The organism is Dactylosporangium sp. NPDC049742, from assembly GCF_040674675.1.
GTDB classification, from domain to species: Bacteria; Actinomycetota; Actinomycetes; order Mycobacteriales; family Micromonosporaceae; genus Dactylosporangium; species Dactylosporangium maewongense.
The window spans coordinates 1-17,788 of the sequence record NZ_JBFANF010000023.1 but is presented as its reverse complement, the minus strand read 5'-3'; the positions used below and the strand labels follow the sequence as shown (position 1 = coordinate 17,788).

Here is a 17,788-nt window from a genome sequence, read left to right as displayed (position 1 = left end):
CCGCTCCGATGAAAACTCGGTGGGTGACTACGCGATGACGCTGTACGCGAGAACTCCTCGCGTCATGGCGGCCATCGCCTGCCTGGCGGTGCGCCGCACGGCGTCCGAGGCGCCCGGCGCGTCGGCGAGCTGGCCGAGCAGGTCGAGCACCTGGCGGGACCAGCGCACGAAGTCGCCCGCAGGCATGTCGCCCTCCAGGCCGTGCACGCTGCCGAGCACCTTCGTGAGGCTCTCGCCGCGGGCCCACCGGTACACCGGCCAGACGAAGCCGAGATCCAGCTCCCGGGTGAGCTGAAGACTCCGCGAGTCCTCGTCCTCGCGCAGCTCGGACCACAGCTTCAGGGTGGCGTCGATGGCCTCGGAGACGTCGCCGCGCGGGATGGAGGCGCGGTCGTCGGACTCGCGGCGGGCCTCGTACACCAGGACGCTGACGGCGGCGGCGAGGTCGGCGGCGCCGAGCCGGTCCCAGACGCCGGTGCGCAGACACTCGGCGACGAGCAGGTCGGTCTCGGACCAGATCCGGGCCAGCATCCGGCCGGCGTCGGTGACGGTGCCGGCGGCGGAGAGGTAGCCGCGGTCGGTGAGCAGGCCACAGACGCGGTCGAACGTGCGGGCGAGGGAGCCGGTGCGGTTGGCGACCTTGCCGCGCAGCGCCTCGGTGTCGCGCTCCAGGCGCCAGCGCCGCTCGGCCCAGCGGGCGTGCTCCTCCCGCTCCGGGCACTGGTGGCACGGGTGCCGGCGCATCGAGGCGCGCAGCTGGTCGAGCTCGTGGTCGTCGACGGCGGACGGGTTGCGCGACCGCCGCCCGCGGGGAGCCGGCTCCAGCGACAGGCGGCGCAGCTGTGCGGCGAGGTCCCGGCGGTCCTGGGCCGAGCGGTAGTTGAACTGCTTCGGGACCCTGACCCGGCCGAGGGACTCGACGGCCGCGGTGAAGTCGGCGCCGGAGATCCGGCCGGCCCAGCGGTCCTCGGTGAGCACGAGCGGCCGGGGCTCGCCGAAGCCGCGCCCGCCGACGCCCGGGTCGATGATGATCGCGAGGCCCGCGCGGCGGCCGGTGGGCACCCGGACGACGTCGCCGGGGCGCAGCCGCTCCAGGGACTCCAGCGCGGCGGCGCGGCGCTGCTGGGCGCCCTGGCGGGCGATCGCCCGCTCCCGGTCGGCGATCGCGACCCGGTAGCCGAAGTACTCGTCGAAGTCACCGAGGTGGCAGGCGGTCTCCGCGCCGTACGTGGCGATCGAGTCGACGTTGCGCTGCACCTGCCGGGCCAGCCCGACCACCGAGCGGTCCGCCTGGAACTGGGCGAACGAGCTCTCGAGCAGCTCGCGGGCGGCGGTGATGCCGACGCTGCCGACGAGGTTCACGGCCATGTTGTACGACGGCCGGAAGCTGGACTTCAGCGGAAACGTCCGGGTGGACGCGAGCCCCGCGACGTGCCGCGGGTCGAGCTCCGGCGCCCACACGACGACGGCGTGGCCCTCCACATCGATCCCGCGGCGCCCGGCGCGTCCGGTCAGCTGCGTGTACTCCCCTGGCGTCAGGTCGACGTGCGCCTCGCCGTTGTACTTGACCAGCCGCTCCAGGACCACGCACCGGGCGGGCATGTTGATGCCCAGCGCCAGGGTCTCCGTGGCGAAGACGGCCTTGACGAGGCCGCGGACGAACAGCTCCTCGACGACCTCCTTGAACGCGGGCAGCATCCCGGCGTGGTGCGCGGCGAGGCCCCGCTCGAGGCCGTCGAGCCACTCCCAGTACCCGAGCACCTGCAGGTCCTCGCTCGGGATGTGCTTGGTGCGCGACTCGACGATGGTCCGGATCTCGACCCGCTCGTCGGGCGCGGTGAGCCGCAGCCCGGCGGCGAGGCACTGCTGGACGGCGGCGTCGCAGCCGGCGCGGCTGAAGATGAACAGGATCGCCGGCAGCAGGCCCTCACGGTCCAGGCGCTCGACGATCTCGGGCCGGTAGGGGCCCTTGCGCCGCCCGCCCCGCGGGCCGGCCATCTCGACGCGCCGGAGCATCTCCCGGTGGTACCGCAGCAGCTCCGGATGCACGTCGTGCTTCTGCGCCGCCTCGGCGTCGTGGAAGAGGTCGAACATCCGCCGCTCGATGAGCATGTGCTGCCACAGCGGCACGGGCCGGTGCTCGCTCACCACGACCGTGGTCTCGCCCCGCACGGTGACGAGCCAGTCGGCGAACTCCTCCGCGTTGGACACGGTCGCCGACAGCGAGACGAGCGTCACCGATTCGGGCAGGTGGATGATCACCTCTTCCCACACGGCGCCGCGGAACCGGTCGGCGAGGTAGTGCACCTCGTCCATGACGACGTAGGAGAGGCCCTCGAGGGTCGCCGAGCCCGCGTACAGCATGTTGCGCAGGACCTCGGTGGTCATCACGACGACCGGAGCGTCACCGTTGATCGCGTTGTCGCCGGTGAGCAGGCCGACGCGCTCGGCACCGTACCGCTGGACGAGGTCGTTGTACTTCTGGTTCGACAGCGCCTTGATCGGCGTCGTGTAGAAGCACTTGCGCCCCTGCCGCAGCGCCAGGTGGACGGCGAACTCCCCGACGACGGTCTTGCCGGCACCGGTCGGCGCGCACACCAGCACGCCCGTGCCGCGCTCCAGCGCGTCACAGGCCTCGGCCTGGAAGTCGTCGAGGGTGAAGTCCAGCTCGTCGACGAACTCGCTCAGGGCAGGACGCTGAGCCCGCCTTTGCGCCGCTTCGTACCGCTCGGCGGGGGTGTTCATGACCCCAAGGCTAGGCGAAAGATGCCCGGATCCGCTCATGGGTATCGTGCTGGCGTGCCGGAAAGCGCTGAACCACCAAGTACATGGCGGCCCGTCGAGGCCGTGCTCCTGGACTTCCACGGGACGATCGCGCAGGTGGAGGACCCCGTCAGGTGGGTGACGGCGGCGGCTTCGAGCCTCGGCACCACCCTGGACCGCGGGAAGGCCACGGTCCTCGCCGACCGGCTGATGACGGCCGGGCGGGCCGGCGGACCGAAGCCGCACCGCGTGCCGGCGCACCTCGCCGAGGTGTGGGCCGACCGGGACCTGTCCGTCGCCGCGCACCGGGCCGCATACGAAGGGCTGGCCGCGACCGTCGACGCCGACCTCGCCCAGGCCCTGTACGACCGGCTGCTCATCGCCGACGGCTGGCAGCTGTACGCCGACACCGTCCCGACCCTCCAGGCGCTGCGGGCGCGTGGCGTGCCGGTCGCGGTCGTCTCCAACATCGGCTTCGACCTGCGCGACCTGGCCGGCCAGCTGGGCTTCGCCGACCTGGTCGACGAGTTCGTCCTCTCGTACGAGGTGGGCCGCTGCAAACCGGATCCCGCCATCTTCTGGAAGGCCTGCGCGGCGCTGCGCGCCGACCCGGAGCGGACCCTGATGGTGGGCGACTCGCCCGCCGACGCCGGCGCCGCCGCGGCGGGCTGCAGCGTCCTCGTCATCCCGGAGAGTGACCCGGGCAAAGTTCACGGCCTGGGCGCGGTGCTGCGCCTGCTTTAAACCTTGCGGCCGTTGGGCACCATTGTCGCAACACCGCCTGTGCGCTTGTCGGCCCCCGGCCAGGCGGCGACAGTGCAAGGGATACGTCGACTACCTTCCTTCCGGAGGATCATCATGCCGTTAGGCCGTTGGAACCCGTCAGAAGCTCTTGCCCGCATCGAGTCCGAGGTCGACCACGCCGCCGCGCGCGCCCACTCCGCCTCCGTCTCCACCACGACCGAGGGCGACGACCTCGTCATCACCGTCGACGGCGTCGACCCGAGCAACGTCGACGTCCAGGTCTCCGGCGGCCGCCTCACCATCAAGGGCGGCGGCGGCACGAGCACCTCGTCGCACCGCGAGGAGGGCGGCGCGACGTTCTCGTCGAGCTCGTCCAGCTCCAGCTCGTTCAGCCGCAGCTTCTCGCTGCCCGACGGCGTGACCGAGTCGGACGTCTCCACCACCCCGTCCGCGAACGGCGTCACCGTCCGCATCCACAACGCCGCCTAGCCGATCAGCCGCAAGGCACCGGGCACGCACTCGACCGTGACGGGGAGCGGGCAGATCCGCTCCCCGTCGGCGTACGCCGTGACCCCCTCGGCGGCCAGCTCGATCCTGCGCGCCCGGAACGTCCTGACCCGCGGGTCGTGCACGTGCGTCCCCTTGAACACCTTGGGCCGCAGGCGCATCAGCGTCGCCCTGCCGAGCGGCTCGGCAACGACCACGTCCAGCAGCCCGTCGGCGGGGTCGGCTCCGGGCACGATCCGGAAGCCGCCGCCGTAACTCTCGGTGTTGCCGATCGCGACCAGCACCGAGTCGAAGACGCTCTCCTCGTCGTCGATGCGCATGGTGTACGACCTGCTGCGCAACGCCAGCAACTCCTCGACGATCGCCAGGTTGTACCGCTGGGGACCACGCGGCCAGCGCATGCGGTTGGCCCGCTCGTTGACGAACGCGTCGAACCCGGCCGCCATGACCGCCCCGAACCACGCCGTGGTCCCGTCGGCCCCCTCGACCCGCGCGAGGTCCACGCTTCTCGTGGTCGTGCTTGCCGCGATCGCCTCGGCCGCCCGCAGCGTGTCCCCCGGCAGCCCGAGCCGGACGGCGAAGTCGTTGCCGGTCCCGGCGGGCACGATCCCGAACGGCGCCCCCGTCGCGGCCACCGCCTGCAGCCCGAGGTGCACCGTGCCGTCCCCGCCCATGGCGACCACGGCCCGCCCGCTCAGGACGGCCGCCTTGCCCTGCTCCACCATGCCGTCCCGGCTGGTCGCGGTGACCACGTCGACCGCGTGCCCACCGGCCTTGAGCCGCGCCACGACCTCAGGCAACAGTCCGGCCCGCCGCCCTTTACCGGCGGTCGGATTGGCGAGCAACGCGATGTCCATCGCACGGATGCTAGGGCCTTCCCCGCCCACCGGGAACACGCCGGGCTGCGCCGCCCGGCGGGGCACCGACAGCACGACGCCCGCCGGCTGATGCGCGGCGGGCGTCGTGGCTGAGCGGGTGGGTCAGGTGATGTCGTCGTACCGGCTGTCGAGGGACCTCGGGCGCTCGACCGGCGTCGGGCCGTCCACCGGGGTGGGTGCCTCGATCGGGTCGTAGCCGCCGACTGAGGTGGCCGCGGCGACCGGCTCCGGCGCGAGGTCGTCGATCGAGGAGATCTCGTCGTCGTCGACGTCGGCGTAGATGGACTGGTTGCGGCCCTTGCGCTTGTCGTTGATCAGGGCGACTGCGACGGCGCCGAAGTAGAGCAGCGACATGGCCAGGGCCAGGCCCGACATGGTGAACGGGTCGGGGGTCGGCGTGGCCACCGCGGCGAAGGCGAAGAAGATGAAGACGACCGCCCGCCACCAGCTGAGCAGCTTCCGCCCGCTGAGCACGCCGGCGAAGTTGAGCATCATCGCGATCAGCGGGAACTCGAACGCTACGCCGAACACCAGCATGCCGGTGGTGATGAAGTCGACGTAGCGGGTGATGTCCAGCGAGGTCTCGATGAAGTCCTTGTCCGGCAGCAGGTACTCGAGACCGTGGCCGAGTGCGAACCAGGCGAGGTACGCGCCGAGCGCGAACAGCGGCGCCGCGATCGAGATGAAGATGTAAGCGTACTTGCGCTCGTGCCGGTGCAGGCCCGGCGCGATGAACGCCCACAGCTGATACATCCACCAGGGGGAGGTGATCAGCAGGCCGAGCCAGAGCCCGACCTTGAGCTGCAGCAGGAAGACGTCAGCGACGCCGAGCTGGACGAATTTGCAGTCGCCGAAGCGCGGTTCCATGACGTCACAGACGGGCTGCTTGACCAGCGTGATCGCGGGCTTGGAGAGCCAGTAGCCGATGCCGAACCCGAAGACCAGGCCGAGACAGGCTTTGAACAGGCGGTTGCGCAGCTCCCGCAGGTGCTCCATGAGGGTCATGGAGCCGTCTGCGGCGCGTTCGAACTGCGACGGTGCCCGGTCCTGGCGCCGCCTGGCGAGGATGCTCACGACGCTCGAGTGCCTCAGCGCTCGGGGACGCGGTTGACGGGGTCGACGGTCGGCGCGGGCGACGGCCGGTTGTCGTCGATCGTGCCCTGCAGTGGCGCGCGACCCGACTGGGCCTCGGCCTTGGCGTCGACGTTGTCCTCGGCGAGACCCTTGGTCTCGGCCTTGATGATCCGGAGCGAACGACCCAGCGACCGTGCCGCGTCAGGCAGACGCTTGGCGCCGAACAGAAGGATCAGCACCACCACCAGCACGATGATGTGCCACGGCTTGAGTGCACCCATGTGAAGCCACCTCACTGTCTTTATGCTGCCCGACCCATCGTACTGGTCACTTCGGGTGACGGGCAGAGGCCGGGTTGCGGGAAGGGGTCCGGCCGCTGAAGTCCTGACGAGTGTTGACGCTGAACTGCCCGATCGTCAACCATCCGTCCGGACAAAGGTGCTATTTGCCCAGTTGATCCGCAAGGTTTCTTAACTGTTAGCGAGCGGCGGGGCGCTGGTCAGCGTCTTCGAGCTCGCCGCGGCGCGCCTGGATGATCAACGCCTGCTCCTGCATGGCGGCCAGGCGGGGCTGCATCGCCTCGGCGGTCTGCTGCAGGCGGGCCAGGTGGGGCTGGAGTCGCTTCTCGCCGTCGAGGAGCCTGCGCTGCAGGGACTGCGCGGTGTTACCGAACTGACGCAAGCGACCCGCCGTCGACATCACCACGGCGATGAGGACGATCAGCGCGACCAGGACGATGCCACCCGAGATCCACCAGAGCACCCACCGACCTTAAACCACCAGCTACGGCAGCGCCGGGATGGGCGCGTCGTAGGCCGCGAGCGCGGCGCGCGCGGTGGCGGCCACCGACGCGACCAGCTCCGGCGGCGACACGACCGACACCTCGGCGCCCAGCCCGAGCACCATCCGCCGGGCCCAGTCCAGGTCGGAGGCGCGCAGCGAGACCGTCCAGTGCTCCCCCGGACCCCGCACGACCTCCTCGCACGGGTACTGCTCGGTGATCCACCGCGCGCCCCGGCCCACCCGCAGCGTGATGAGCGGCAGGTCGGACGTGGGCCGGAACAGGGTGCCGGCGCGCGTGTCGGTCGGCCGCGCCTGCACCGGCACGCGGGCGGGCTCGTCCAGCTCGGTGGAGGCGTCGATCCGGTCGACCCGGAAGAGCCGCACCGCCTGGGCGCGGCGGCACCACGCCTCCAGGTAGGCCCAGCGGCCGACGACGAGGACCCGCATCGGGTCGACGACGCGCTCGGTCGTCTCGTCGCGGGTCGCGGTGTAGTACGTGATCCGCAGCGCGTGCCGGCGGTCGACGGCGCCGCGCAGCTCCTCGAGGCGGTCGGCGTTGCCGGGGAGCCGGACCGCCACGGCCGCGTCGGCGAGGTCGCCGGCCGCGTGCTCGATCTTCGCCAGGGCCCGGTGGACGCCGTCGCGCTCGCCGACGCCGGGGGTCTCGGCGAGCATGCGGAGCGCGACGATGAGCGCGAGGGCCTCGTCCGGCGTCAGGCGCAGCGGGCGGTCGATGCCGGCGTCGTACATGACGGTGACGCCGTCGCCGATGAACGCCATGTCGATCAGGTCACCGGGACCGTAGCCCGGCAGGCCGCACAGCCACAGCAGCTCGAGGTCCTCGCGCAGCTGGCGCTCGGTGATGTCGTGGTCGGCGGCCGCCTCGGCGAGGGTGATCCCCGGCCGGGCCTGCAGGTAGGGCACCAGGTTGAGCAGCCGGCCGAGCCGGTCGACGGACGTGGTCATACCGCAACCTCCGCGCGGGCCTCGGAAGGTGCGCCCGCGACGATCTCCTTGAGGCGCTTCACGACCTCGTCGCGCAGGGGCGGCGGGTCGAGCACGACCACGTCGGCGCCATACCCGACCAGCCAGCCGGCGAAGAAGTCGATGTCGGCGTAGCGCAGCGTGAGCCGGTCGCCCTCCGGCGAGGGCACACACGCCTCCGCCCAGCGGCGCACGCCCGCGGCGCGGCCGGGCCGCACCAGGACCGTCGCCTGGCTGGTGCGCTCGACGGGGCCGCTCGTCTTCGCGACGTAGGCGATCAGGTCGACCTTCGGCGGCTCGTACGCGCCGCGCCGGCCCACCCTCCGGACGCCGGAGACGATCCGGGACAGCCGGAAGCACCGCTCCGCCCCGCGCTCCAGGTCGTGGCCGACGACATACCACCGGCCGCGCCAGCAAACGACGCCCCACGGCTGCAGCTTGCGGGCGCGGGCGGTGTCGCGCTCGGGCACGTGGTAGTCGAACGTGACCGCCTGCCGGTCGCGAACGGCTGCGGTGAGCGGCTCGAAGGCCGGGTCGACGGTGACGACCGCCTCGACGCCGAGGGTGGCGTGCGGGTCGACGTCGATGCCGCCGGCGCGCAGCTTCGCCAGGCCGGACGACGCGGCGGCGGCGAGGCCGGTCTGCTGCCACAGCCGCGCGGCGATGCCGACGGCCGCCGCCTCGTCGGGCGCCAGGGGGATGTCGGGCAGCGCATACTCGCGCCGGGCGATGCGGTAGCCGGGCTCGTTGTCCCACACGGAGGGCGTGCCGATCTCCAGGGGCACGCCGAGCTCGCGCAGCTCGGCCTTGTCCCGCTCGAACTTGCGCTGGAACGCCTCGTGGTCGCGCTCGTCCTCCGGGTCGTGCTCGTAACCGGGCACGATGGAGGCGATCTGACCGGCGGTCAGGAAGCGGCGTGTCGAGAGCAGGCAGATCACCAGATTGACCAGGCGCTCGGTTCGGGTCCGCGACACGCCAGCGAACCTACCAGCCCGAACGCCCGTGCGGCGTCGCCCACGCGGTGACGGTTCGTTACGTCACGACGCGGTCACGGCGCGCAGACACGGTAGGTTGTGCCGATGATCCGCTGGCGCTGGGGGACGGTCGTCGCGCCCCGTACATCGTGGCACGGCAGCGTCGAGGTGGAGGTGGCCCTCGATGCGCGCCGGACGGACGACCCGGAGCGGGTCCGGGCGCTGGCCTACCCGGCCCTGGTGGGCACGCCGCGGGTCGGCGACCGGGTGCTGCTGAACGTCAACGCGCTCGCCCTGGGCCTCGGCACCGGCGGGTACGCCCTGATCGTCGCGATCCCGGACCGGCTGCCGGACGACGTGGACGCCCCCGGCCACGTGGTCAAGGCGCGCTACACGCCGCTGCAGGCGGTCGTCCTGGCCGCCGACGAGGAGGCCTCACCGCTGCGCGGCGCACTGGTCAACAGTTCCGACATCTCCGGAATGCCGGTGGTGGTCGCGGACCTGCACTCCGCGCTCCCCGCCATCCTCGCCGGCGTCCACGCCGACCGGCCCGAGGCGAAGGTCGCGTACGTGATGACCGACGGCGGCGCGCTGCCCGCCTGGTTCTCCCGCACCGTCGACGCCCTGCGCCCGCTGCTCGCCGGCACGGTCACCACCGGCCAGGCGTTCGGCGGCGACCTGGAGTCGACCAACGTGCACAGCGGCCTGCTCGCCGCCCGCCACGGGCTCGGCGCCGACCTGGCCATCGTCGCGCAGGGCCCCGGCAACCTGGGCACCGGCACGTCGTGGGGCTTCTCCGGGGTCGCCGCGGGCGAGGCCGTCAACGCGGTCGCGGCGCTGGGCGGCCGTCCGGTCGCCGCGCCCCGCATCTCCGGCGCGGACCCCCGGCCCCGGCACCGCGGGGTGTCGCACCACAGCCTGACCGCGTTCGGGCGGGTCGCGCTCGCGCCGGCCGACCTCGTCGTGCCGGCGGACCTGGAGGCCGACCTCGCGCTGGTCGTACACGAGCAGCTGCGGCCGCTGTGCCCGCCGCACCGCATCGTCACGCCCGTGGCCGAGGACCTGGAGCCCGCCCTGCTGGCGCTGCCGGTGCGGCTGTCGACGATGGGTCGCCGGTACGAGGAGGACCGCGCCTACTTCCTCGCCGCGGCGGCGGCCGGACGGGCGGCGGCCCAGAGCCTGCCGTCAGGCCTTGGCGAGGGCGGCGTTGGCGACTGACTGCAGCTGGCTCAGGTGGTTGCCCTCCGGGGCCGCGGCGACCACCAGGTAGACGGCGACGATCGCCTTGCCGCGGCGGGCGAGCAGCGTCTTGGACTTGTCGCTGAGCGCCGCCTCGCCGACGCCGCCCACGGCCTCGAGGGACTTGATCGTCGTCCAGAGCTTCTGCGACTGGGCCGCGTCCGGGAACGTGAGCGCGACGATCGTGACCTGGTCGCCGCCGCCGTTGCCGAAGGGGCACATCCGGGCCTGGGCGTTGAGGCCGAGGCTCTGCACGGCCTGGCCGTACTGCGCGACCGCGGCGGCGCCGTCACCGGTGCTCGCCTGCACGGACAGCCCGGTCGACTTCTGCACCTGGGCGGGGGTGATCAGGCCCTGGCAGCCGTCGGAGACGACCACGGGCGGCAGCGACGGCGACGGCAGGGGCAGCGCGGACGCCTCGCCGCCGGAGGTCGGGACGGCGGGCAGCGGCGTGCGGCGCTCGCCGTCGTCCGTGCAGCCGGCCAGCAGAAGGCAGATCGCCCCGGCCGCGAGCAGCCGCTTCACGAATACACCACCAGGGCGGTCATGACGGCGATGATGAGCACCAGGATGAGCGCCAGGACCCAGGTCGGGATGGCCGGGCCGTCGGTCCGGTTGCGCTCGATCTCCTCGCGGATGCGCTGCAGCCGGCGACCGTGACGGTTGGACCGCGGCTTGTCCGGGTTGTCGCTCGCCTTCGGCTTCGGGTCCTCCGAAGGGGCGGGCTGACCGGCGGGGTTGTCATCCATAGCGCCGGCCAGCCTAACCCAACGTTCACATACTGGCGATCAGTCGGTCGACGCGCTCGTCGTAGGCCCGGAACGGGTCCTTGCACAGCACGGTGCGCTGCGCCTGGTCGTTGAGCTTCAGGTGGACCCAGTCGACGGTGAAGTCGCGGCGGCGCTCCTGCGCGTGCCGGATGAACTCACCCCGCAGGCGGGCCCGCGTGGTCTGCGGCGGGGTCTCCTTCGCCTCGAAGATGTCCAGGTCGCTGGAGACGCGGTCGACCTTCCCGCGGCGCTCGAGCAGGCCGTAGAGGCCCCGTCCGCGACGCAGGTCGTGGTACGCCAGGTCCATCTGCGCGACCCGCGGGTGCGACAGCGGCAGGTCGTGCTTGGTCTGGTAGCGCTCGATCAGGCCGAGCTTGGTCACCCAGTCGATCTCGCGCTCGACACCCTTGAGGTTGCCGGTCTCGACCGCGTTGAGCACCCGCCCCCACAGCTCCATGACCCGCTTGGTCGGCGCGTCGGCGCCGCGCCGGTCGAGGAACTCGGTGGCCTTGTCGAAGTACTCCTGCTGGATCTCCAGCGCGCTGACCTCCTTGCCGCTGGCGAGGCGGACCCGGCGGCGGCCGGTGATGTCGTGGGACACCTCCCGGATGGCGCGGATCGGGTTCTCCAGCGAGAGGTCGCGCATGGCGACGCCGGCCTCGATCATCCGCAGCACGATGTCGGCGGTGCCGACCTTGAGCAGCGTGGTGACCTCGTTCATGTTCGAGTCGCCGACGATGACGTGCAGCCGCCGGTAGCGCTCGGCGTCGGCGTGCGGCTCGTCGCGGGTGTTGATGATCGGGCGGGACCGGGTGGTCGCCGAGGAGACGCCCTCCCAGATGTGCTCGGCGCGCTGCGACAGGCAGTACACGGCGCCGCGCGGGGTCTGCAGCACCTTGCCGGCGCCGCAGATGAGCTGGCGGGTGACCAGGAACGGGATCAGGATGTCGGCGAGACGTCCGAACTCGCCGTGCCGGCTGACCAGGTAGTTCTCGTGGCAGCCATACGAGTTGCCGGCGGAGTCGGTGTTGTTCTTGAACAGGTAGATCTCGCCCGCGATCCCCTCGTCGTGCAGCCGGCGCTCGGCGTCGACCAGCAGGCCTTCGAGGATCCGCTCGCCGGCCCGGTCGTGGGTGACCAGGTCGGGCACCGAGTCGCACTCGGGCGTCGCGTATTCCGGGTGGGAGCCGACATCCAGGTAGAGGCGCGCGCCGTTGCGCAGGAACACGTTGCTGGAACGGCCCCACGACACGACACGCCGGAACAGATAGCGGGCGACCTCGTCAGGCGACAGGCGGCGCTGTCCCCGATAGGTGCACGTGACCCCGTATTCGGTCTCAAGGCCGAAAATTCGCCGGTCCATGTAGGAACACTAGCCGCCTGAACGCCGTTGTGACCCTATTGCACCCGCAGACTTTGTGTATACGCCTCGCAGGTGACGAAGTCCGGCAGCCGTCCTTCGGCCCGCATCTCGGCGAACGACGGCGCCACGGCGTCCCTGGCGGACAGCTGCGGCTCGTCGACGGGCCAGACGATGCCGAGATCCGGGTCGAGCGGGTGGATGCCGTGCTCCCCCGTCGGGTTGTAGGTCTCCGAGCACAGGTAGGTGATCGTCGCGTCGTCGGTGAGCGCGCAGAACCCGTGCCCCAGACCCTCGCTCAGGTAGAGGGCGCGGCGGTCGACGTCGTCGAGCTGCACGCCCTCCCACCGGCCGAATGTCGGGGATCCGACCCGGATGTCGACGACGACGTCCAGCACGGCGCCCCTGGTGCAGGTGACGTACTTGGCCTGCCCGGGCGGCACGTCGGCGAAGTGGATACCGCGCACGACCCCCCGCCCGGAGACCGACACGTTGCCCTGCGCCAGCCGCAACGGGTGGCCGACCTCGGCACTGAGCTGCTCGAACCGGTAGAACTCCAGGAACAACCCGCGGGGATCGCCGTGCAGCACCGGGGTGATCTCCCAGGCACCGGCGATCGAAAGCTGACGGAACTTCACGTGTGCGGCCCCACCCGTCGCAGTGTCGTTGGCTGGCTCGGTCGGCTCATTGTGCGGGCGGCGGTCAGGCTTCCCAATCCAGCAAATGGATCAGGTAATCGCCGTAGCCACTCTTGCGCAACGGCTCCGCCAATGCCCGCAGCTGTGCGTCGTCGATGAAGCCCGCTCGCCAGACGACCTCTTCGACGCAGCCGATTTTCAGGCCCTGCCGCTCCTCGATCACCCGGACGAACTCGGCGGCCTGGACCATCGTGTTGAACGTACCCGTATCCAGCCACGCCGTGCCGCGATCCAGGATTGCCACGTGCAATTCGTCGCGTTCGAGGTACGCGGCGTTGACCGCGGTGATCTCCAGCTCGCCACGGTCACTGGGCTTGAGCTCCCGGGCGATCTGCACCACCCGGTTGTCGTAAAAGTACAGACCAGGCACCGCGTACCGCGACTTCGGGCGTGCTGGCTTCTCCTCGATCGACAGCACCTTGCCGTCGGCGTCGAACTCCACGACGCCGTAGTCCTGCGGGTTGGCCACCGGGTAGGCGAACACCCGCCCGCCCTTGAGCTCGGCGTTGTCGGCGAGGCGCTGGCCCAGCAGCGCGCCGTGGAAGATGTTGTCGCCGAGCACCAGCGCGACGGTGTCGTCGCCGATGAAGTCGGCGCCGATGATGAACGCCTGGGCGAGCCCCTCGGGGCGCGGTTGCGCCGCGTAACTGATCTCGAGGCCCCACTGGGTGCCGTCGCCGAGCAGTCGCTGGAACTGATCCTGGTCTTCGGGGGTGGTGATGACGAGGATCTCGCGGACCCCGGCCATCACCAACGTGGTCAACGGGTAGTAGATCATCGGTTTGTCGAAGACTGGCATGAGCTGCTTCGACACCGCTTTTGTCAGCGGCCAGAGGCGGGAGCCGGTGCCACCGGCGAGGATAATGCCACGCACCCGGCCACCTTACGGGTAGTCGACACCCTCGGTCGACTCAGCGTCCAGGTGGGTGCACTAGACTCCCGATCCCGTGAGAATCCTCGTCACCGGCGGTGCCGGGTTCATCGGCTCCCACTACGTCCGCACCCTCCTCGGAGGCGGTTACCCGGCCTATGCCGGCGCGGCCGTGACCGTGCTCGACAAGCTCACCTATTCCGGCAATCGGGACAATCTGGCATCCGTGGCCGGTTCGTTCGACTTTGTCGAGGGTGACATCTGCGACGCCGACCTGGTGGAGCAGCTCATGCCCGGCCACGACGCCGTCGTGCACTTCGCCGCGGAGTCGCACGTCGACCGGTCGATCCTCGGCGCCGGGCCGTTCGTGACCACCAACGTCATCGGCACCCAGGTCCTGCTCGACGCGGCGCGCCGCGCGGGTGTCGGCCGCTTCCTGCACGTCTCGACCGACGAGGTGTACGGGTCGATCGACGAGGGCTCGTGGACGGAGGAGTGGCCGCTGCAGCCGAACTCGCCGTACTCGGCCTCGAAGGCGGGCTCGGACCTGCTGGTGCTCGCCTACCACCGCACCCATGGCATGGAGGTCGTGGTCACCCGCTGCTCCAACAACTACGGCCACTACCAGTTCCCCGAAAAGGTCATCCCTCTTTTCGTCACCAACCTCATCGACGGCCGGCAGGTCCCGCTGTACGGTGACGGCGGCAACATCCGCGACTGGCTGCACGTCTCCGACCACTGCGCCGGCATCCAGCTCGCGCTGGAGAAGGGCCGCGCCGGCGAGGTGTACAACATCGGCGGCGGCCGCGAACTGACCAACAAGGAGCTGACCGAGGTGCTCCTCGAGGCGACCGGCCGCGACTGGTCCGCGGTGCGTCCCGTCGAGGACCGCAAGGGCCACGACCGGCGCTACTCGCTGAGCCACGAGAAGATCAGCAACGAGCTGGGCTACACGCCGGCCGTCACGTTCGAGGACGGCATCGCGGCGACGGTGGCCTGGTACAAGGAGAACCGCTCCTGGTGGGAGCCCCTGAAGACGCGCGCGGCGCTGTGACCCGTTACCTGGTCACCGGCGCCGGCGGGATGCTCGGCCAGGACCTCCTGGCGGCGCTGGACGGCCGGGCGGTGACCGCGTTGAAGCGCGCCGACCTGGACATCACCGACCCGCACGCGGTCCACGCCCTGGTCGACGGCCACGACGTGGTCTTCAACGCGGCGGCGTGGACCGACGTGGACGGCGCGGAGAGCGCCTACGAGTCCGCGCTCGCCGTCAACGGCACGGGCGTGACGGTGCTCGCCCAGGCGTGCCGCGCCTACGGTGCGCGGCTCGTGCACGTCTCGACCGACTACGTGTTCAACGGTGCCGGGACGGCGCCGTACGCCGAGGACGCGCCGACCGAGCCGCTGAACGCCTACGGGCACAGCAAGCTCTTCGGCGAGACCAGCGTGCTGACCACGCTGCCCGACTCCGGGTACGTGGTCCGCACCGCCTGGCTCTACGGCGCGCAGGGCCGCAACTTCGTCAAGACGATGCTGCGCCTCGCCGCCACCCGCGACTTCCTGGATGTGGTCGACGACCAGGTCGGCCAGCCGACCTGGTCGCGGGACCTGGCGGTCCGGCTCGTCGAGCTCGCCGACTCCGCCGCCCCCGCCGGGATCTACCACGGCACGGCGTCGGGCCAGACCACGTGGCACGGGCTGGCGCAGGCGGTGTTCGAGCTGTGCGGGCTCGACCCCGCGCGGGTCCGCCGGACGACCAGCGCGGCCTACGTGACGCCGGCCGCGCGGCCCTCGTACAGCGTCCTCGGCCACGACCGGTGGGCCGTCGCGGGGATGGCGCCGATGCGGGACTGGCATACCATGCTGGCCGAGGCGCTGCGCGAGCCCGCGTTCGCGGCGGGCGTGGGCGCCGCCGGCAGTGGGGGTGCGGCGTGAAGCTCATCATCGTCACGGGCGTGACCGCCCTGGCGGTCCTCGCCTTCATGGTCGAGCTGCTGCGGCGGCGCCAGCTGCAGGAGAAGTACGCGATCCTCTGGCTGGCCGTCAGCATCGTGATCCTGCCGATGGCGTTCTTCCCGCCGATCATCAACAACGTGGCCGAGGCGCTCGGCATCAAGTCCGGGGTGAGCCTCGTGCTCTTCCTCGGCATCGTGTTCCTGCTCATGGTCACGGTGCACCTCAGCTGGGAGGTGAGCCGCCTGGAGGAGGAGACCCGGACCCTGGCCGAGGACCTGGCCCTGCTGCGCAGCGAGCTCGGCCGCCCGCGCGACTCGTCCGCCGTGCCGGCCCCCCTGTCCCCGTCCTCGGACCTTCCCGCTGGGGCCTCTGATGATCAACGGTAAGAAGGTCCTGATCATCGTCCCGGCCTGGAACGAGGCCGGCTCCATCGCCGACGTCGTCGCCGAGGTCCGCGGCGAGCTGCCCGGCGTCGACATCATCGTCGTCGACGACGGCTCCTCCGACGACACCGCCGTGCGGGCCGCCTCGGCCGGCGCGATCGTGGCCCGGCTGCCGTTCAACCTGGGCGTCGGCGGGGCGATGCGCACCGGCTACCGGTATGCCCGCGACCACGGCTACGACGTCGCCATCCAGGTCGACGCCGACGGGCAGCACGACCCGCGGTACATCCCGAAGCTCGTCGACGCGCTCGACGAGCACGACCTGGTCATCGGCGCCCGGTTCGCGGGCGAGGGCGGCTACAGCGTCACCGGCCCGCGCAAGTGGGCGATGCGGATGCTCTCGGCGGTGCTGTCCCGGCTGGCCCGCACGAAGCTCAGCGATACCACGTCGGGGCACCGGGCCTGCAACCGCAAGCTGATCGAGTTCTTCGCCCACTGGTACCCGGCGGAGTACCTGGGCGACACGATCGAGGTCCTGGTCCGGGTCGCCCGCTCCGGCTACCGGATCACCCAGATCCCGGTGGCGATGCGCCCCCGGATGGCGGGCACCCCGAGCGCCTCGCCGATGAAGTCCACGATCTACCTGGGGCGCGCGGGCATCGTGCTGCTCCTGGCCCTGATCCGCACCTGACGTCGCCGCGTCCCGGCCGCCTGTCTCTGCAGTCTTCAGGCGGCCGGCTCGCCTGCTGCCGGGTTTCCCGGCGCGGGCCCTCTGCCTGGGTTTCCTGCCGCAGGGTGCATCGCCGCCTGGTGTACCGCGGCCGGCTCCATCGCTGCCGGGTGTGCTGCCGGCGGGTGTACCGCCGGCGGGGTCTCCGCGGCTGCCGGAGTTCCGCGGGTTTACGCGGCCGGCCGCAGCTGGGTCAGGCGCTTTACGCGGCCGGCGCAGCTGGGTCAGGCGCTTTACGCGGCCGGCGCAGCTGGGTCAGGCGCTTTACGCGGCCGGCGCAGCTGGGTCAGGCGCTTTACGCGGCCGGGCGCAGCTGGGTCAGGGCGCGCAGTGCGTCGGTGAGCGAGATCGGCCGGTCGTTGACCTCGGTGGCCAGGCACCATTCGACGTACTGCCGCATCAACGTCGACGGCTTCACGCCCTTGCTCTTCGCCACCGCGGCCAGGCGCTGCGCCACGTCCGACGGCAGGCGCATCGAGTAGACGGCCATGACCTCCGCGTCCGGCTTCGGTGGCAGCGCCGGCGTCGGCGCCCCCCGGTCGAACGTGAACTCCCCTGCCGCGACCGCCGCCACCATGGCGTCCATCTGCTGCTCGCTGAGCGGATCGGTGTTCATGCTGCGCTCGCCTCCCACTTCTCGAACTCGGCGAGCTCGTCAGGGGTCATGTCCCGCGCTCCGAGAATCCCCCAGCTGAACTGGCCTTCCTGCTTCACCACGACGATCAGCGCCCGGTCCGCCTCGGTCCGCGCCCAGATGCTGAGCGCCGGAATCCCCAACGCGAAGCCCGGCAGCGGCCGCCGCCGGTCGGCGTTCAGCGCCTGCAGCACCTCGACGTCGGTGATCCCGACCAGCGCCGCCAGCGTCGCCGGCCACCAGCGGTACGGCATGCCTCCAATGTACGACGCCCGTCAGACTTCCGTCCACGCCCCCTGACCTTGTGCGTCACGACGCCGCCTTCACGATCGAGTAGCGGGGGGGGGGGGGGTGGGGGGGCGCAGGGCACGACGAAACAGGTCGGGGACGGCAACAGGGGGGCGGCGGGAGCCGACGGAGCGCAAGCCCACCCCCCCGCG

21 protein-coding genes are annotated in these 17,788 nt (G+C 71.5%); 7 read left to right on the top strand and 14 right to left on the bottom strand.

Translation table 11 applies throughout. The features are described from left to right. Nucleotides 1–27: 27 nt before the first annotated feature. A complete protein-coding gene (locus AB0J72_RS26450) occupies nucleotides 28–2,745 on the bottom strand; it encodes a DEAD/DEAH box helicase (protein ID WP_363403084.1) in 2,718 nt (905 codons plus the stop codon). Nucleotides 2,746–2,766: 21 nt separating this feature from the next. Here AB0J72_RS26450 and AB0J72_RS26445 point away from each other — a divergent pair, with 21 nt between their 5' ends. Together AB0J72_RS26445 and AB0J72_RS26440 are read left to right on the top strand one after the other, a co-directional pair. Then, a complete protein-coding gene (locus AB0J72_RS26445) occupies nucleotides 2,767–3,507 on the top strand; it encodes an HAD-IA family hydrolase (protein ID WP_363403082.1) in 741 nt (246 codons plus the stop codon). A gap of 114 nt (nucleotides 3,508–3,621) precedes the next feature. Continuing rightward, on the top strand, nucleotides 3,622–3,996 hold the full coding sequence (locus tag AB0J72_RS26440) for an Hsp20/alpha crystallin family protein (RefSeq protein ID WP_363403080.1): 375 nt from the start codon (nucleotides 3,622–3,624) through the stop codon (nucleotides 3,994–3,996). Here the strand turns inward: AB0J72_RS26440 and AB0J72_RS26435 are convergent. The 6 genes from AB0J72_RS26435 to AB0J72_RS26410 form a co-directional block, all read right to left on the bottom strand. Next, nucleotides 3,993–4,871 (bottom strand): diacylglycerol kinase, encoded by an 879-nt coding sequence (locus tag AB0J72_RS26435; RefSeq protein WP_363403078.1) that lies wholly within the window; start codon nucleotides 4,869–4,871, stop codon nucleotides 3,993–3,995. The two genes, AB0J72_RS26440 and AB0J72_RS26435, sit on opposite strands and share 4 nt — an antisense overlap. Before the next feature lie 123 nt (nucleotides 4,872–4,994). Further along, nucleotides 4,995–5,897 carry a twin-arginine translocase subunit TatC gene (gene tatC / locus AB0J72_RS26430; RefSeq protein ID WP_363403318.1) on the bottom strand — a complete coding sequence of 301 codons (903 nt, stop codon included), beginning with the start codon at nucleotides 5,895–5,897 and terminating at the stop codon, nucleotides 4,995–4,997. Between the two features lie 83 nt (nucleotides 5,898–5,980). Further along, nucleotides 5,981–6,247 (bottom strand): Sec-independent protein translocase subunit TatA, encoded by a 267-nt coding sequence (tatA, locus tag AB0J72_RS26425; RefSeq protein ID WP_344502190.1) that lies wholly within the window; start codon nucleotides 6,245–6,247, stop codon nucleotides 5,981–5,983. 196 nt (nucleotides 6,248–6,443) lie between these two features. Further along, nucleotides 6,444–6,728 (bottom strand): hypothetical protein, encoded by a 285-nt coding sequence (locus tag AB0J72_RS26420; protein WP_363403076.1) that lies wholly within the window; start codon nucleotides 6,726–6,728, stop codon nucleotides 6,444–6,446. A 21-nt stretch (nucleotides 6,729–6,749) separates the two neighbouring features. Then, on the bottom strand, nucleotides 6,750–7,715 hold the full coding sequence (locus AB0J72_RS26415; RefSeq protein ID WP_363403074.1) for a WYL domain-containing protein: 966 nt from the start codon (nucleotides 7,713–7,715) through the stop codon (nucleotides 6,750–6,752). After that, the gene (locus AB0J72_RS26410) at nucleotides 7,712–8,707 is read right to left on the bottom strand and encodes a WYL domain-containing protein (RefSeq protein ID WP_363403072.1); all 996 of its coding nucleotides are present in this window, start codon (nucleotides 8,705–8,707) and stop codon (nucleotides 7,712–7,714) included. The genes AB0J72_RS26415 and AB0J72_RS26410 overlap by 4 nt, the downstream gene beginning before the upstream one ends. Nucleotides 8,708–8,812: 105 nt before the next feature. Here AB0J72_RS26410 and AB0J72_RS26405 point away from each other — a divergent pair, with 105 nt between their 5' ends. Further along, nucleotides 8,813–9,925, top strand: a complete 1,113-nt coding sequence (locus tag AB0J72_RS26405) for a DUF3866 family protein (protein ID WP_363403070.1) — start codon at nucleotides 8,813–8,815, stop codon at nucleotides 9,923–9,925. On the opposite strand, the gene AB0J72_RS26400 is transcribed toward AB0J72_RS26405, so the two are convergent. The 5 genes from AB0J72_RS26400 to rfbA form a co-directional block, all read right to left on the bottom strand. Then, nucleotides 9,893–10,471, bottom strand: a complete 579-nt coding sequence (locus AB0J72_RS26400; RefSeq protein WP_363403069.1) for a hypothetical protein — start codon at nucleotides 10,469–10,471, stop codon at nucleotides 9,893–9,895. The genes AB0J72_RS26405 and AB0J72_RS26400 overlap by 33 nt on opposite strands. Continuing rightward, entirely contained in the window at nucleotides 10,468–10,695 is a 228-nt protein-coding gene (locus AB0J72_RS26395; protein WP_363403067.1) for a hypothetical protein, read from the bottom strand. Before AB0J72_RS26395 ends, AB0J72_RS26400 begins: the two co-directional genes overlap by 4 nt. A gap of 25 nt (nucleotides 10,696–10,720) precedes the next feature. After that, nucleotides 10,721–12,079: a Pup--protein ligase gene (pafA, locus tag AB0J72_RS26390; RefSeq protein ID WP_360572691.1), complete on the bottom strand. Its 1,359-nt coding sequence runs from the start codon at nucleotides 12,077–12,079 to the stop codon at nucleotides 10,721–10,723. 35 nt (nucleotides 12,080–12,114) lie between these two features. After that, nucleotides 12,115–12,714: a dTDP-4-dehydrorhamnose 3,5-epimerase family protein gene (locus tag AB0J72_RS26385; RefSeq protein ID WP_363403065.1), complete on the bottom strand. Its 600-nt coding sequence runs from the start codon at nucleotides 12,712–12,714 to the stop codon at nucleotides 12,115–12,117. 64 nt (nucleotides 12,715–12,778) lie between these two features. Then, the gene (rfbA, locus tag AB0J72_RS26380; protein WP_344502181.1) at nucleotides 12,779–13,648 is read right to left on the bottom strand and encodes a glucose-1-phosphate thymidylyltransferase RfbA; all 870 of its coding nucleotides are present in this window, start codon (nucleotides 13,646–13,648) and stop codon (nucleotides 12,779–12,781) included. Between the two features lie 73 nt (nucleotides 13,649–13,721). Between rfbA and rfbB the strand changes: the two genes are divergently transcribed. The 4 genes from rfbB to AB0J72_RS26360 are packed head-to-tail and all read left to right on the top strand — an operon-like array spanning nucleotide 13,722 to nucleotide 16,675. Then, complete coding sequence (gene rfbB, locus AB0J72_RS26375) at nucleotides 13,722–14,699, top strand: dTDP-glucose 4,6-dehydratase (RefSeq protein WP_363403063.1); 978 nt, start codon at nucleotides 13,722–13,724, stop codon at nucleotides 14,697–14,699. Next, nucleotides 14,696–15,580 carry a dTDP-4-dehydrorhamnose reductase gene (gene rfbD, locus AB0J72_RS26370; protein ID WP_363403061.1) on the top strand — a complete coding sequence of 295 codons (885 nt, stop codon included), beginning with the start codon at nucleotides 14,696–14,698 and terminating at the stop codon, nucleotides 15,578–15,580. Before rfbB ends, rfbD begins: the two co-directional genes overlap by 4 nt. Continuing rightward, nucleotides 15,577–15,987 (top strand): DUF2304 domain-containing protein, encoded by a 411-nt coding sequence (locus AB0J72_RS26365; protein ID WP_363403059.1) that lies wholly within the window; start codon nucleotides 15,577–15,579, stop codon nucleotides 15,985–15,987. The genes rfbD and AB0J72_RS26365 overlap by 4 nt, the downstream gene beginning before the upstream one ends. Further along, nucleotides 15,974–16,675: a glycosyltransferase family 2 protein gene (locus AB0J72_RS26360; protein ID WP_344502177.1), complete on the top strand. Its 702-nt coding sequence runs from the start codon at nucleotides 15,974–15,976 to the stop codon at nucleotides 16,673–16,675. Before AB0J72_RS26365 ends, AB0J72_RS26360 begins: the two co-directional genes overlap by 14 nt. A gap of 334 nt (nucleotides 16,676–17,009) precedes the next feature. Here the strand turns inward: AB0J72_RS26360 and AB0J72_RS26355 are convergent, their stop codons facing one another. Next, on the bottom strand, nucleotides 17,010–17,330 hold the full coding sequence (locus AB0J72_RS26355) for a hypothetical protein (RefSeq protein WP_363403057.1): 321 nt from the start codon (nucleotides 17,328–17,330) through the stop codon (nucleotides 17,010–17,012). Further along, the gene (locus AB0J72_RS26350; RefSeq protein WP_363403055.1) at nucleotides 17,327–17,602 is read right to left on the bottom strand and encodes a hypothetical protein; all 276 of its coding nucleotides are present in this window, start codon (nucleotides 17,600–17,602) and stop codon (nucleotides 17,327–17,329) included. Before AB0J72_RS26350 ends, AB0J72_RS26355 begins: the two co-directional genes overlap by 4 nt. Nucleotides 17,603–17,788 lie beyond the last annotated feature (186 nt).

Excerpts from the sequence above, each read along its gene's own strand:
- AB0J72_RS26450 (WP_363403084.1), bottom strand. The coding sequence starts at position 2,745 with ATGAACACCCCCGCCGAGCGGTACGAAGCGGCGCAAAGGCGGGCTCAG.
- AB0J72_RS26445 (WP_363403082.1), top strand. The coding sequence starts at position 2,767 with ATGCCCGGATCCGCTCATGGGTATCGTGCTGGCGTGCCGGAAAGCGCT.
- AB0J72_RS26440 (WP_363403080.1), top strand. The coding sequence starts at position 3,622 with ATGCCGTTAGGCCGTTGGAACCCGTCAGAAGCTCTTGCCCGCATCGAG.
- AB0J72_RS26435 (WP_363403078.1), bottom strand. The coding sequence starts at position 4,871 with ATGGACATCGCGTTGCTCGCCAATCCGACCGCCGGTAAAGGGCGGCGG.
- tatC (WP_363403318.1), bottom strand. The coding sequence starts at position 5,897 with ATGACCCTCATGGAGCACCTGCGGGAGCTGCGCAACCGCCTGTTCAAA.
- tatA (WP_344502190.1), bottom strand. The coding sequence starts at position 6,247 with ATGGGTGCACTCAAGCCGTGGCACATCATCGTGCTGGTGGTGGTGCTG.
- AB0J72_RS26415 (WP_363403074.1), bottom strand. The coding sequence starts at position 7,715 with ATGACCACGTCCGTCGACCGGCTCGGCCGGCTGCTCAACCTGGTGCCC.
- AB0J72_RS26405 (WP_363403070.1), top strand. The coding sequence starts at position 8,813 with ATGATCCGCTGGCGCTGGGGGACGGTCGTCGCGCCCCGTACATCGTGG.
- AB0J72_RS26395 (WP_363403067.1), bottom strand. The coding sequence starts at position 10,695 with ATGGATGACAACCCCGCCGGTCAGCCCGCCCCTTCGGAGGACCCGAAG.
- pafA (WP_360572691.1), bottom strand. The coding sequence starts at position 12,079 with ATGGACCGGCGAATTTTCGGCCTTGAGACCGAATACGGGGTCACGTGC.
- AB0J72_RS26360 (WP_344502177.1), top strand. The coding sequence starts at position 15,974 with ATGATCAACGGTAAGAAGGTCCTGATCATCGTCCCGGCCTGGAACGAG.
- AB0J72_RS26355 (WP_363403057.1), bottom strand. The coding sequence starts at position 17,330 with ATGAACACCGATCCGCTCAGCGAGCAGCAGATGGACGCCATGGTGGCG.
- AB0J72_RS26350 (WP_363403055.1), bottom strand. The coding sequence starts at position 17,602 with ATGCCGTACCGCTGGTGGCCGGCGACGCTGGCGGCGCTGGTCGGGATC.